Origin of the sequence: Streptomyces sp. NBC_00442 (genome assembly GCF_036014195.1) — a bacterium.
In the GTDB taxonomy this organism is placed as follows: domain Bacteria; phylum Actinomycetota; class Actinomycetes; order Streptomycetales; family Streptomycetaceae; genus Streptomyces.
Map to the genome: position 1 here is coordinate 6708478 of NZ_CP107918.1, position 13638 is coordinate 6722115.

The following is a 13638-nucleotide window of genomic DNA, read 5'->3' on the forward strand; positions in this document are numbered from 1 at the left end:
GGCCGCTCGTCGCCGCCGACTTCATCCGCAAGGCCATCGGCTGGAGCCTGCGCGCGTATGCCGAGACCGACCAGGGCGCCCCCCCACGCCGTCGTGACGGCCGAGCGCGAGCGCCCGTCGCCGCTGTCCGTGCGCGAGGCCCTGAGGAGCCTGTGACCCGGGCGCCCGCCCCAACTCGAGCCCCCGGAAAACCATTCGACGCGCCGCCACCCACCAGGGATGATCGGCGACATGTCCAGGTACGCCTTCCTCGCAGCGCCGTCCGCAGTCGCGGACGCGCCGAAGGCTGCCGTCACCTCGGCCACGGCCGCAGATGCCGTCGCACCCGCAGCGCCCCTCGGCGGCGCCCGAAGCTGACCCTTCCCGGAGACATCCGGCGGACCCCGCACGGGGAGGGTCGGCCGGATCTCAGGGGTCCCAGCACCGCTTTGCGACCACGCGAGGGACATTCAGCCATGCCCAAGACGGCATACGTACGCACCAAGCCCCACCTCAACATCGGCACCATGGGCCACGTCGACCACGGCAAGACCACCCTGACCGCCGCCATCACCAAAGTGCTCGCCGAGCGCGGCGGCGACGGCGCCACCCGGTACGTCCCGTTCGACCGGATCGACCGGGCCCCCGAGGAGGCCGCCCGCGGCATCACCATCAACATCGCGCACGTCGAGTACGAGACCGACACCCGCCACTACGCGCACATCGACATGCCGGGCCACGCCGACTACGTCAAGAACATGGTCACCGGCGCCGCCCAGCTCGACGGGGCGATCCTCGTCGTGTCGGCGCTCGACGGGATCATGCCGCAGACCGCCGAGCACGTCCTGCTCGCCCGCCAAGTGGGCGTCGACCACATCGTGGTGGCGCTCAACAAGGCGGACGCCGTCGACGACGGCGAGGACGGGGTCCTCGCCGACCTCGTCGAACTGGAAGTGCGCGAGCTGCTCTCGGCGCACGGATACGGCGGCGACGCCGTGCCCGTCGTACGGGTCTCGGGGCTCAAGGCGCTCGCGGGCGAGCCGCGCTGGACCGAGGCGATCGGCGCGCTGCTCGACGCGGTGGACACCTATGTGCCGCTGCCCGAGCGCTATGTCGACGCGCCGTTCCTGCTGCCGGTCGAGAACGTGCTCACCATCACCGGGCGAGGGACCGTCGTCACCGGGGCCGTCGAGCGCGGCACGGTGCGGGTCGGCGACCGGGTCCAGATCCTGGGCGCGGACGCCGAGTCGGTGGTCACCGGAGTGGAGACGTTCGGCAAGCCGATGGAGACGGCGCAGGCGGGCGACAATGTCGCGCTGCTCCTGCGCGGGGTGCCACGCGACGCGGTCCGCCGCGGACACGTGGTCGCCGAGCCCGGCAGCATCACACCGGGCCGCAGGTTCACCGCGCAGGTGTACGTCCTGTCCGCGCGCGAGGGCGGCCGCTCCACCCCGATGGCCACCGGCTACCGGCCGCAGTTCTACATCCGCACCGCGGACGTCGTCGGCGACGTGGACCTCGGCGAGCTCGCGGTCGCGCGGCCCGGGGAGACGGTCACCATGACTGTGGAGCTCGGCCGTGACACCCCGCTGGAGCCGGGCCTCGGCTTCGCGATCCGCGAGGGCGGCCGCACCGTCGGCGCGGGAACGGTCGGCGCGCTGCTGTGACCGGCCGGCCCGCCTCCACCAACACCCTGGGGGAGGCGGGCCGTTGGCATGGTGCCCGGCCCCTCGGCATGCGGCTGGTGCCTGGCCGCCGCGCGGTTCCGCGCGGCCCCGGCCACGCGATGCCCGGCAGCGGGGCCATCGTCGGCCGTGCCCCACATTCCCGCCCGCCCGGCCGCCCGGCGGCGGGCGCACAATGGGAGCGTGAACGACGACCCGCACACCGAGCCGATTCCCGTCATCCGGGAGGTCGACTGGGGCACCGCCAAGCTGATGCCCGATGTCGACCGGGAGCGGGCCTGGCTGCTGACCGTGAACGGCTCCCCCCAGTCGTACGTGGACCTCGACGACCCGACGTACATCGAGTTCGAGTACCTGCGCCGCCTCGCCCATGCCGTGGACTGCGCGGCCGACGAGGGCGCTCCCCTGGACGTGCTGCACCTCGGCGGCGGCGCGCTCACGCTGCCCCGTTACGTCGCCGCGACCAGGCCCGGCTCCCGCCAGGACGTCGTGGACGCCGACCGGGCGCTGGTCCAACTCGTCCGCGAGCGCCTGCCGGTGCCCGCGGACGCCGGGATCGCTCTGCACGCCGCGGACGCCAGGGAGTGGGTGGCCCGTGCGCCCGCCGCCTCGGCCGACCTGCTCGTGGCCGACGTGTTCGGCGGGTCGCGCGTGCCCGCGCACCTCACGTCCGTCGCGTACGCGCGCCTGGCCCAGCGGGTCCTGAAGCCGGGCGGGGTCTACGCCGCCAACCTCGCGGACGGCGCGCCCTTCACCTTCCTCCGCTCCCAACTCGCCACGTTCCAAGCGGTGTTCGCGGAGGTGGTGTTGATCGCCGAACCGTCCGTCCTGCGCGGGCGGCGTTTCGGGAACGCGGTCCTGCTGGCCTCGGCCCGCCCGCTGGACGTGGCGGCGCTGGCCCGGCGCACGGCGGGCGACGCCTTCCCGGCCCGGGTCGAGCACGGCGACTCCCTGCGCCGCTTCGTCGGTACCGCCCGGCCGGTCACGGACGCCGACGCCCAGCCCTCACCCGAGCCGCCGGACGGCGCCTTCAGTATCGGCTGAGCACGGGGCGGCGCGGGCGGGACCGCTCAGCGGCCATCGCCTGCGCCGCCCCGTGCGGCCAAAGGGATTCCCGGTGGCCGCCGTGGGTCAGGAACCGGAGCCGGAGGTCGGCACCAGGCGGATGGTGCTGAGGATCTTCTGGATGGTGTCCTCGGGAACCGCGTCCGACACGCCCGTGCCGGCGATGAGGCTCCACGCGGCGAGGTCGCCCTTGGCGGTCTTGAAGCCGAAGAGCACGGACTGACCGTCGGTGGAGCACTTGTCCGTCTTCTTGGCGCCGGTCGCCTTGGCGCGGACCACGCTGCCCTGAAGGCCGGACTTGGTCGTGTAGGGGACCGGCTTCTCCGAGGTGATGTGGTTCTTGTCCGGCTGGGTGTAGGCGTAGTACAGCCAGTCGTCGGCCTGCTCCGCCGCGTCGTCGGTCGACTTGGCGCCGTTGGCGCCCTTGGTGCCGACGGTGGCGAGCGCGGTGTTCTCGGTGTTGCCGCTGCCGCTCTTGGTGGTGCACCACTTGGACTTGTAGTAGGCGGGGGACGTCATCATCATGCCGCCGAACCCGTTGGGGTCCGCGTCGTCGGACCAGCCCACGCTCATGCCGGGGCTGTCGACCTCCCAGTCCGGCGGCACGTCGAAGGCGTCGCCCCGAGTGGGGTTCACCACGACCTTCCAGCCGGCGATGACCGGCTTGACGTCGGTGCCGGCGCCCCGCGGGTTGGCGGCGGGGGAGGACGGCGCGGCGGGGCCCGAGCCGGAGGCCGAAGGCGACTTCTTGTCCTTGCCGTCGGCCTGGTCGGTGCTCTTGCCGTCGTCCTTGAGGACCACCACGCCCGTCACGGCGGCGGCCACCACCACGGCGGCGGCCGCGACGATGGCGATGAGCGTGGTCTTCTTCTTGTTGTTCGGCGGCTGCGGCGGACCGGGCGGGCTGCCCACCGGGTACTGCGGCACCGTCGGCTGCTGGTACGGGTTGGGCGTCTGGTAACCCTGCGGCGGATACCCGGGCTGCGCGGGCTGCTGCCCCGGCTGCTGATAGGGGTTCGGCTGCTGGTACCCCGGCTGCTGGTACGGGTTCTGATTCGGATCCTGCGGGTTCTGCTCGCCCCCGGGCGGCTGCTGTCCTGGCCACATGGCCAGTAACCATAGAGGTGCACCGGCACTGCTGCTACGGCCGCCCCCGTCGAGGGATGGCCAACAACGGCTACTCATGGGTAACATCGAGCCTCATGAGCGCTGATCAGATGTCCGTGGGCGAGATGCTCGCCGCGACCGTTCCCATGGCGAGGACCCTCAACCTGGAGTTCCTCGAAACCACCCCCGAGCGTGCCGTGGTGCGGCTCCCGGACCAGAGCGACTACCACAACCACGTCGGCGGACCCCACGCCGGCGCGATGTTCACGCTCGCCGAGTCCGCCAGCGGTGCGATCGTCATCGCCGCCTTCGGGGACCAGATGAACCGTGCCGTACCGCTCGCCGTCAAGGCGGAAATCGGTTACAAGAAGCTCGCCATGGGCGTCGTCACCGCCACCGCGACCCTGGGCCGCCCGATCGCCGACGTGGTGGCCGAGCTGGACGCGGGGCAGCGCCCCGAGTTCCCGGTCGTCATCGAGATCACGCGCGCGGACGGCGCCGTGACCGGCGAGATGACCGTCGTGTGGACCCTGCGACCCAACTCCTGACCGTTCGCACGCGAACCCGCGGAGACGGACGGTGCCAGGTTGCGCGACGCCCGGGGCGCCTGACGGATGGTCAACTCCGTCGTGACGCATAGTGCGTTCACACGCTGAACACAGACCGCCGGCCGTGCCGCGGTCCACCACGGCGTGCCCGCGCACAAAGGAGTGACGGTCCATGTCCCACCCGGTTTCCCGAAGGTCAGCACTGCGTCTGCTCGGCGGCGCCGTCACGGTCGCGGCGGCCGCGACCGGCACCCTCGCGGTTCCCGCCGCCGCCCTGCCCCGGGCCCGCGCCGGGACCCCCGTCCCGCCACGGGTCGAGTCCCTGCTCACCCGTCTCACCCTCGACGAGAAGATCGCCCTGCTGCACGGCGCCACCGACCCGCACGGCCTCGGCCAGGCCGGTTACCTCGCCGGCGTGCCCCGCCTCGCCATCCCCCCGCTCCGTCTCGCCGACGGGCCCGCCGGCCTGCGCCTCAGGGAGCACGCGACGGCCCTCCCGGCCCCCGTACTGCTCGCCTCCGCCTTCGACCCCGCGCTCGCCCGCGAGTACGGCGAGGTCCTCGGCCGCGAGGGACGCGCGCTCGGCCAGGACGTCCTCCTCGCGCCCATGGTCAACCTGATCAGGACCCCGTACGCCGGGCGGAACTTCGAGACCTTCTCCGAGGACCCGCTGCTCAGCGCCGACCTCGTGGCCGAGGAGATCCGCGGCATCCAGAGCCAGGGGCTCATCGCCACCGTCAAGCACTTCGCCCTCAACAACCAGGAACAGAACCGCACGTCCATCGACGTACGGATCGCCGAACAGCCCCTCCGCGAAATGGAGCTGCGCGGATTCGAAGCGGCCGTCACCGCGGGTGTGGGCGCCGTGATGGGCGCGTACAACAAGGTCAACGGGACCTACGCCTGCGAGAACAAGCCAATCCTCAGCGACATCCTGCGGGACGGCTGGGGCTTCGAGGGCTGGGTGATGACCGACTGGTTCGCCGCGCACAGCACCGTCGCCTCCCTCACCGCCGGACTCGACATGGAGATGCCGAGCGGCCCCTACTTCGGAGCCGCCCTGAAACGGGCCGTGGGCGACGGCAGCGTCCCCGAGACGCTCGTCGACCGGGCCGTACGCCGCGTCCTCGGCGTCATGGAGCGCTTCTCGCTGCTCGACGCGGACGCTCCGGCCCGGCCGGCCCGCGACCCGCGGGCCGGCGCCGACACCGCGCTCAAGATCGCCAAAGCGGGCGCCACCCTGCTCCACAACCGGACGGCCACCCTTCCCCTCACCGGCGCCGCGGCCCGCTCCATCGCGGTGATCGGCCCCACCGGAACCCTCCCGTTCATCGGCGGGGGAGGCAGCGCGCACGTCGTCCCCGACCGCGCGGCGAGCCCCCTCGACGCCATCAGAACCCACGCGGGCAAGGACGCCGACGTCAGCTACGCGATGGGCGAGGACCTCTACGGCAAGCCGCTGCCCGGCACCTCGCCCGGTGCGGACTTCGAGGGGCAGCGCGTCTCCGCCGGCGTCACCTTCACCTACGCCGGCACCCTCACCGTGACCGACCCGGACGAGTGGACCTTCACCATCCACTACTCCGGCGACCGCCCCAAGGTCGTCCTCGACGACACCGAACTCTTCCCGCCCGCGCCCGGCCTCGGCGAACTGTTCGGCGGCGGACTCGTCGGCACCGCGCCCGACGGTCTCGACGTGCGCCGCAGCACACTGCGCCTCACCGAGGGCCCGCACCGGCTCGCCGTCACCGCCAAGGGCGGCCGCTCGGGGCAGCTCTTCCGGCTCCGGCGCACCACCGGCGCCACCCGGGCCGCCGACGTCGCCGAGGCGGTGCGCGCCGCACGGGCGGCCGAGAGCGTCGTCCTGTTCGCGTACGAGGACGCCACCGAGGGGGCCGACCGCACCGGCCTCGCCCTGCCCGGCCACCAGAACGAGCTGATCGAGGCGGTCGCCGCCGCCAACCCCCGTACCGCCGTGGTGCTCAACACCTCGTCCAGCACCACCATGCCGTGGCTGGCGCGCACCGGCGCCGTCCTGCAGATGTACTACCCGGGCCAGGAGGGCGCCGAGGCCACCGCGGCCGTCCTGTTCGGGGAGTGCGACCCCGGGGGGCGGCTCACCCAGACCTTCCCCGCGTCCGACGACCGCCACCCGGTGGCCGGGGACCCGCGCCGCTACCCCGGTGTGGACGGCACCCAGGAGTACTCGGAGGGCATCCACCTCGGCTACCGCTGGTACGACGCCCAAGGCGTCACGCCGCTCTTCCCCTTCGGGCACGGGCTGTCCTACACCACGTTCGCGTACTCCGGCCTGAGCGTGCGCCCCGACGGCGACGGGCTCGGCGTCACCTTCACCGTCCGCAACACCGGAAGCCGCGCGGGCGTCACCGTGGCCCAGGTCTACCTCGGCCCCTCGCCCGACCTCCGGCTCGACCAGGCGCGCCGTGCCCTGGCCGGCTACCGCCGCCTGGAACTGGCGGCCGGCGCCGTCGAGCGCGTGACCGTACGCGTCTCGGCCCGCTCGCTCTCCTCGTGGGACCCGGACCGGCACGGCTGGGTCCTTGGCACCGGAACCCGCGAGGTGAGCGTGGGTGTCTCCGCGGCCGAGGCGCGGCTCGTCGGCCGTGGCCAGGTCCGATCGGGCGCGGCGGGCCCTCGGCCGTGACCGGGTAGGCTTCCCGGCGTGCGCCAGGGGGGCGCACGCCGGGCCGCGACCCGGTGCGAGCGGGAGGAAGCGCGTTGCACATCCAGGAGTGGCTGGAGCACATCCCCGCCGTCAGTGTCTATCTCCTGGTGGCGCTCGTCATCGGCGTCGAAAGCCTCGGCATCCCACTGCCCGGCGAGATCGTCCTGGTCAGTGCGGCCCTGCTCGCCTCGCAACAGGGGCACATCAACCCGGTCGTGCTCGGCGCCTGCGCCACCGCGGGAGCGGTGGTCGGCGACTCGATCGGCTACGCGATCGGCCGCAAGGGCGGCAGGCCCCTCCTCGCGTGGCTCGGCCGCAAATTCCCGAAGCACTTCAGCGAGGGCCATGTCGCCCTCGCGGAGCGCTCCTTCCAGAAGTGGGGCATGTGGGCCGTCTTCTTCGGCCGCTTCATCGCCCTGCTCCGCATCTTCGCGGGTCCGCTCGCGGGCGTCCTGCACATGCCGTACTGGAAGTTCCTCATCGCCAACGTGCTCGGCGGCATCTGCTGGGCGGGCGGCACCACGGCCGTCATCTACTATCTCGGCATCGTCGCCGAATCCTGGCTGAAGAACTTCTCCTACCTGGGTCTGGTGGCGGCGCTCCTGATCGGCGTCGCGTCGATGCTGGTCGTCAAGAACCGGGCGAAGAAGTCCATGGCGGAGGCGGACGCGGCACGGTCCACGCCGGAAAACGTCCCGGCCGGCGACTGAACTCAGCCGTTCGGCTCGGTCCTTTCCCTCCCGTCGGCCCGCTCGATCCAGTGCCGGGCGGCCCTGCCCCCGGCACTCGGTGCGGCCCGCTCAGGCGGAACGGTCACGCAGCAGCACCTTCACGGCCCGGCCGAACACGACCCGGCCGGCCCCGGCGGTCACCGGGTCGAAGGCGCGCGGCACTCCGCGTACGCGCAGCTCCTCGCGCCAGACCAGGTACGCGCCCCGCCCGGCCGCTCCCACCTCGATCTCGGCCCAGCCCGCGATCGTCCGGCCCCGCTTCTCCAGCCGGCACCGGCCCGGTGTTCCCGGGACCGGCGGCTGCCAGCGGGTGATCTCCATCGGGTCCTGGAAGCACAGGCGGCCCAGGCCGGTGCGGGCCACGAAGACCGTGCCCCGGCCCGTCGGCGGCGCGGTGCGCACCGTGACCCGGGTCAACGGGACGCTGTCGCCGTGCCGTTCCCAGTCGGTGAGCCGCCGCCAGGCTTCGTCGGGGGTCAGGTCGGTGCGGCGTTCGATCCGGAAGAGTGCCATCGCGCGATCGTAAGCGGGCCGGGGTCGCACGCATCGCAGGCTCGTGATGCGGGACCCGGCCGCGGAGGCCGCGGCGTCGTCGCTTAGCGTGACACCCGGCGCGATCGAGTCCGTACAAGGAGTGGCGCATGGCAGAGCAGGCGTTGGTCGTGGCAGTGGGCGGCAAGTCGCCCCGGATCGCCCCGACCGCATTCACCGCACCCACCTCGGTGGTGCTCGGCGAGGTGTCCCTGGCCGACGGTGCGAGCGTCTGGTACCACGCGGTCCTGCGGGCCGACTGCGGACCGGTCGTCGTCGGCGCCGACAGCAACATCCAGGACAACTGCACCGTGCACGTGGACCCCGGCTTCCCGGTCACCATCGGCGAGCGCGTCACCGTGGGGCACAACGCGGTGCTGCACGGCTGCACGGTCGAGGACGACGTCCTGGTCGGCATGGGCTCCACGGTCCTCAACGGCGCCCGCATCGGCGCCGGATCGCTGATCGCGGCGCACGCCCTGGTGCCGCAGGGCATGGACGTGCCGCCCGGCTCCCTGGTCGCGGGCGTACCGGCGAAGGTACGGCGCGCGCTGACCGACGAGGAGCGCGAGGGGATCAAGGTGAACGCCCTGATGTACCGCGGCCTCGCCGAGGACCACCGCGCGGCGCACGGCGGCTGACGCCGGGGGCTGAGCGGAAGATCACAGGCGTCGGCGGCGATCGACCCGGCCGGCGATGAGTACCGTGAGCGCGTGCCCAAGAACAGAAACACGTTCTCATCGCTGACCGCCTGGCGGCGCCGCATCGCCTCCCGCGCGGTCCACGGCGGTTGGGGCCTGGTCAAGGCGGCGGGCGCGGTCACCGCCGAGCACCCCGGAAAGCTGCGCTTCCGCCGGATCGGCTCGGGAACCCGCCTCGCCTTCCCGCAGGGCACCGTGTTCGGCGAGCCCTGGATCGAGCTGGGCGACCACTGCATCATCGGCGAACAGGTCACCCTCACGGCCGGAATGATGCCCGGTCTCGACCTCGGGGCCGACCCCATTCTGACCTTGGGCAACGGGGTCGTGCTCGGCCGCGGCAGCCACGTCATCGCCGACACGACCGTGACCATCGGCTCGGACACCTACTGCGGCCCGTACGTCTACATCACCTCGACCAACCACAGCTACGACGACCCGCACCAGCCCGTGGGCAAGCAGTGGCCGCGCATGGAGCCCGTGGAGATCGGCCCCGGCTGCTGGCTCGGCACCGGCGCGGTGGTGCTGCCCGGGGCCCGTCTGGGCCGCAACGTGGTCGTGGCCGCGGGCGCCGTCGTACGCGGCGAGGTGCCCGACCACGCGGTGGTGGCCGGGGCGCCCGCGAGGATCGTGCGCACCTGGAACGAGCAGGACGGCTGGCAGCCACCGCTGCGCACGCCCGCGCCGGTGCCCATCCCGGAGGGCGTCACCCCGGAACAGCTGCTCGCCATCGCGGAGTTGGCCTCGGAAGAGTCCTGACCTCCACGGCAGGCCGCGAGGCCTCGAAGTGCCCCGCAGTACAGTGGGGCGACAGCGGAGACCAGTGGGCGCACCACACGGCCCGTCACCACAACATCGGACGGCCTCCCGGGGCCCACCTCATGGACGGAATGTGTCGGACCTCGAACTGCTGACCCAGTCACTGGCCCGCAACGTCAAGCGCTGGCGCACCGAGCGCGGTTTCACCCTGGAGGCACTCGCGGCCCGCGCCGGAGTCAGCCGCGGCATGCTCATCCAGATCGAGCAGGCCAGGACCAATCCCAGCGTGGGCACCGTCGTGAAGATCGGCGACGCGCTCGGCGTGAGCATCACCACGCTGCTCGACTACGAGAGCGGCCCGGCGGTCCGCATCGTCCCGCCCGAGCAGGCCGTGCGGCTCTGGTCGACCGAGCGCGGGAGCCACAGCGTCCTGCTCGCAGGCACCGAGGCCCCCGGCCCGCTGGAGCTGTGGCACTGGACGCTGGAGCCCGGCGACGCGAGCCCCTCCGATCCGCACCCGGCCGGCACGGTCGAGCTGCTCCATGTCACCCGGGGCACGCTCACCCTGCGGGTGGACGGCGTCAACTACCCGGTCCCCGCAGGTCATTCGGCGTCGTTCGAGGCCAACGCGGCGCACACGTACGGTAATGAGGGACCCGAGACGGTCGAGATGACGATGGCCGTGTCCGTACCGTTCGAACGCTGAGACCCGCTGCGACGCGTCGGAGCCCCCGCGGGGTCCTCGCATTCCGGATGACTTTGCGTCCGTATCTGGTAATCGGGCCCGCGCCGGGTGGACGCTGAATTATGGTCGATTTCGTGGCTCCGGAGAGACGGGCGTGCCGCGTTCACCTCCGACGAAACCACCCGTGCGGGTGATTTCGGTGCCCACGCCGAACCCGGGCACGGGCCCACGCAGTTGTGTGGTCCCGGGAGGCGGCAGCGGCCACACCGGTCGCTCGTGGCGCGTGAGCACCCATGGGCGCGGAACGCGGCCGCAGTGCACGACGTACCAGAAGCCCCCGCAATGTTCTTCGAGCCGTGTTGTGCGCAGTGATCGGGAACCGCCCACTGCAAAAACGGTGCTCCAGTCCGAAAGGCGCTCACGTGGAAGCTCTCGTCTCGGCGGCCGAACGGCCCGGCCCCGCACCCCGCAGGCCGGCCGGGCGGCGGCTGCCGCTGGTGAAGAGGGCGGCGGCGCAGAGCGCCGGCAGGGCCCCGGCGAACCTGACCAGGGTGGTGGCGGCCGGCGCGAACACGGCGGTGCCCGGCACCTCCGCCTTCCAGTCGGCGCTCTGAGACCGGATCGACGCGCCTCCATGAACCGGCCGATTCAGCCCGCTCTGTCGCAGTTCGTCCTGAAGGTCCACAGCCGCTGCGACCTGGCCTGCGATCACTGCTACGTCTACGAACACGCCGACACGAGCTGGCGCGGCCGACCGAAGGCGGTCTCCGACGAGATCCTCGCCCGAGTGGCGGACCGCATCGCCGAACACGCCCGCCGTCACGACCTCCCCACGGTCCACGTCGTCCTGCACGGTGGCGAACCGCTGCTCGCCGGGCCCGCCAGGCTGCGGCGCGCCGCCGAGGAGCTCCGGCGGGCGCTGCGCGGAGTGAGCGCACTCGACCTGCGGATGCACACCAACGGCGTGCTCCTGGACGAGAACTTCTGTGACCTCTTCCTCGAACTCGGCATCAAGGTCGGGGTCTCGCTCGACGGCGACAAGGTCTCCAACGACCGCCACCGCCGCTACGCCGACGGCCGCAGCAGTCACCACAAGGTCATCCGCGCCGTGGAGCTGCTCAACCGCCCCCGCTACCGGGCCCTGTTCGCCGGCCTGCTGTGCACCATCGACGTCGAGAACGACCCGGTCGCCGTCTACGACGCGCTGGTCGAACTCGCGCCGCCCCGGATCGACTTCCTCCTCCCGCATGCCACCTGGGACACGCCCCCGCCCCGGCCGGGCGGCGCCGCCACCCCGTACGCCGCGTGGCTCGACGCCGTCTACCGGCGCTGGGACGCGGCGGGACGCACCGTGCCGGTGCGCGTCTTCGACTCCGTGCTGCGCACCCTGCGCGGCGAGAGCAGCCTCACCGAATCCCTCGGGCTCGCCCCCGCCGACCTCGTCGTGATCGAGACCGACGGCACGTTCGAGCAGGCCGACAGCCTGAAGACGTCGTACGACGGAGCGCCCGCCACCGGCATGGACGTCTTCACGCACTCACTCGACGACGTCCTCCAGCACCCCGGCATGCTCGCCCGCCAGCAGGGCATCGAGCAGCTCTGCGCCCAGTGCCGCGCCTGCCCGGTGGTGCGGTCCTGCGGCGGCGGGCTCTACGCCCACCGCTACCGCACCGGCAGCGACTTCGACAACCCGTCCGTGTTCTGCCCCGACCTGCTGGCCCTGGTGACCACCATCCGAGACCGGGAGGCGGTCGTGCCCGCGGCCCCGAGCGCTCCGCCGGCCGTCGAACTCCCGCTTCCCCAGCGCGACTTCGACGCGCTGGCCGCCGGATTCGGTGGTGCGGACACCATCACGCGCCTGGCCGCCGCCCAACTCGACGTCAACCAGGAGCTGCTCGCCGCCGTCAGCGGCTGCATCGCGCTGTCCGACCGTGAGGCCACGGCCGCCTGGGAGCTCCTGACGCAGCTGGACGCCGAGGCGCCCGCGGAGCTCGACGCGGTCCTCGCCCACCCCTACACCAGGCCGTGGGCGCTGAGCGTCCTCGAAGGCCGTGCGGCCCCCGCGGGCGGTCTCGCCGAGATCGCCGCGGCCACGGTGGTGCGGGCAGGACTCGACCTCGGCGTCACCGTGCCGGTGCAGGGCGGCGCGCTGCGCCTGCCGGGACTCGGCACGGTCCGCCTCGCCGGCGGCGTCGACGAGGCCGAAGTGAGCGGCGCTGCCGAGGGGTTCGCGGTGCGCGCGGGTGTCCGCCGGTTCGAGATCGGCCGGCACGAGGGCCTCGACGGCGCGTCCCCGCACTGGGAGCCCGTACGCCTCTTCGAGAGCGACGGCTGGAGCGTCGCGATCGAGGACACCGACCCGCTGCGGGACTGCCACACCTGGCCCGTCGCACGACGCATCGCCGCCGACGAGATCAAGCTGTGGGCCGAGGACCTCACCGTCGCCCGGTCCCTGATCCGGCGCGAACTGCCCGCGTACGCGGACGCGGTGGCCGCCGGACTGCGCCTGATCACCCCCCTGTACGCGCCCGACGGCAGCAACGTCAGCGCCGCGTGCAAGGAGGCCTGGGGCGCGATCGGGGCGGCCAGGCCCTCCTCGCCCGATCAGCTCGCCCTGCTCATCGTCCACGAGTTCCAGCACGTGAAACTCGCCGCCCTGCTCGACGCGGTCGACCTGTACGACAAGGCCGACCGCGCCCTCCACTACGCCCCCTGGCGCCCCGATCCTCGCCCGATCGGCGGGCTGCTCCAGGGGACGTACGCACACATCGCGGTGACCGACTTCTGGCGGGTGCGCCGAGAAACGGCGCGAGGATCCGGCCAGCGCGCCGAAGCCGAGGCGCAGTTCGCGCGCTGGCGGCATCAGACCTCGGACGCGGTCGACGTGCTCCTCGGCTCCGGGTCCCTCTCCGACCTGGGGGAAGCCTTCGTGACCGGTATGGCCGAGACGGCGGCGGGGTGGCAGGCCGAGCCGGTCTCCGCGGCCGCGCGGTCGGCCGCCGAGCGCTCCGCCCGGCGCCACCGCGCCGAGTGGAAAGCCCGTACCGAAGGAGCGAGTTGACCGAATTCCCCAGCGAATTGCGGGAATTCTGCCCCCATTTGATTGATCCACTCAATGACCGGCGCATGGTTTCGGTCATGATCTGATCGGTGATCCACGAGTG

Annotated in this window: 12 protein-coding genes; 10 read left to right on the forward strand and 2 right to left on the reverse strand. The window is 72.7% G+C overall.

Features of this window, described 5'->3' with window-relative positions; translation table 11 throughout:
- Positions 1 to 455: 455 nt before the first annotated feature.
- Both tuf and OG432_RS30140 read left to right on the forward strand, forming a co-directional pair.
- Complete coding sequence (tuf, locus tag OG432_RS30135) at positions 456 to 1646, forward strand: elongation factor Tu (protein ID WP_328314097.1); 1191 nt, start codon at positions 456 to 458, stop codon at positions 1644 to 1646.
- Between the two features lie 270 nt (positions 1647 to 1916).
- Positions 1917 to 2708, forward strand: coding sequence for a spermidine synthase (locus OG432_RS30140; protein ID WP_328315303.1), 792 nt, complete (start codon positions 1917 to 1919; stop codon positions 2706 to 2708).
- 87 nt (positions 2709 to 2795) lie between these two features.
- On the opposite strand, the gene OG432_RS30145 is transcribed toward OG432_RS30140, so the two are convergent.
- Positions 2796 to 3836, reverse strand: a complete 1041-nt coding sequence (locus OG432_RS30145; protein WP_328314098.1) for a hypothetical protein — start codon at positions 3834 to 3836, stop codon at positions 2796 to 2798.
- Positions 3837 to 3946: 110 nt separating this feature from the next.
- On the opposite strand from OG432_RS30145, the gene OG432_RS30150 reads away from it, so the two are divergent.
- The 3 genes from OG432_RS30150 (at position 3947) to OG432_RS30160 (ending at position 7780) form a co-directional block, all read left to right on the forward strand.
- Positions 3947 to 4384 carry a DUF4442 domain-containing protein gene (locus OG432_RS30150; protein WP_328315304.1) on the forward strand — a complete coding sequence of 146 codons (438 nt, stop codon included), beginning with the start codon at positions 3947 to 3949 and terminating at the stop codon, positions 4382 to 4384.
- A gap of 172 nt (positions 4385 to 4556) precedes the next feature.
- Positions 4557 to 7049: a beta-glucosidase family protein gene (locus OG432_RS30155; protein WP_328314099.1), complete on the forward strand. Its 2493-nt coding sequence runs from the start codon at positions 4557 to 4559 to the stop codon at positions 7047 to 7049.
- A 74-nt stretch (positions 7050 to 7123) separates the two neighbouring features.
- Positions 7124 to 7780: a DedA family protein gene (locus OG432_RS30160; RefSeq protein WP_328314100.1), complete on the forward strand. Its 657-nt coding sequence runs from the start codon at positions 7124 to 7126 to the stop codon at positions 7778 to 7780.
- Between the two features lie 90 nt (positions 7781 to 7870).
- Here OG432_RS30160 and OG432_RS30165 read toward each other — a convergent pair whose 3' ends face one another.
- Positions 7871 to 8314 carry an SRPBCC family protein gene (locus tag OG432_RS30165; RefSeq protein WP_328314101.1) on the reverse strand — a complete coding sequence of 148 codons (444 nt, stop codon included), beginning with the start codon at positions 8312 to 8314 and terminating at the stop codon, positions 7871 to 7873.
- Positions 8315 to 8442: 128 nt separating this feature from the next.
- Between OG432_RS30165 and OG432_RS30170 the strand changes: the two genes are divergently transcribed.
- The 5 genes from OG432_RS30170 to OG432_RS30190 all read left to right on the forward strand — a co-directional run bounded on the left by OG432_RS30170 (position 8443) and on the right by OG432_RS30190 (position 13535).
- The gene (locus tag OG432_RS30170) at positions 8443 to 8973 is read left to right on the forward strand and encodes a gamma carbonic anhydrase family protein (protein ID WP_328314102.1); all 531 of its coding nucleotides are present in this window, start codon (positions 8443 to 8445) and stop codon (positions 8971 to 8973) included.
- 72 nt (positions 8974 to 9045) lie between these two features.
- Positions 9046 to 9789 (forward strand): acyltransferase, encoded by a 744-nt coding sequence (locus OG432_RS30175; RefSeq protein WP_328314103.1) that lies wholly within the window; start codon positions 9046 to 9048, stop codon positions 9787 to 9789.
- A 133-nt stretch (positions 9790 to 9922) separates the two neighbouring features.
- On the forward strand, positions 9923 to 10495 hold the full coding sequence (locus OG432_RS30180) for a helix-turn-helix domain-containing protein (protein ID WP_328314104.1): 573 nt from the start codon (positions 9923 to 9925) through the stop codon (positions 10493 to 10495).
- Positions 10496 to 10896: 401 nt separating this feature from the next.
- Positions 10897 to 11088 (forward strand): hypothetical protein, encoded by a 192-nt coding sequence (locus OG432_RS30185; protein WP_328314105.1) that lies wholly within the window; start codon positions 10897 to 10899, stop codon positions 11086 to 11088.
- 20 nt (positions 11089 to 11108) lie between these two features.
- Positions 11109 to 13535, forward strand: a complete 2427-nt coding sequence (locus OG432_RS30190; RefSeq protein WP_328314106.1) for an FxsB family cyclophane-forming radical SAM/SPASM peptide maturase — start codon at positions 11109 to 11111, stop codon at positions 13533 to 13535.
- Positions 13536 to 13638 lie beyond the last annotated feature (103 nt).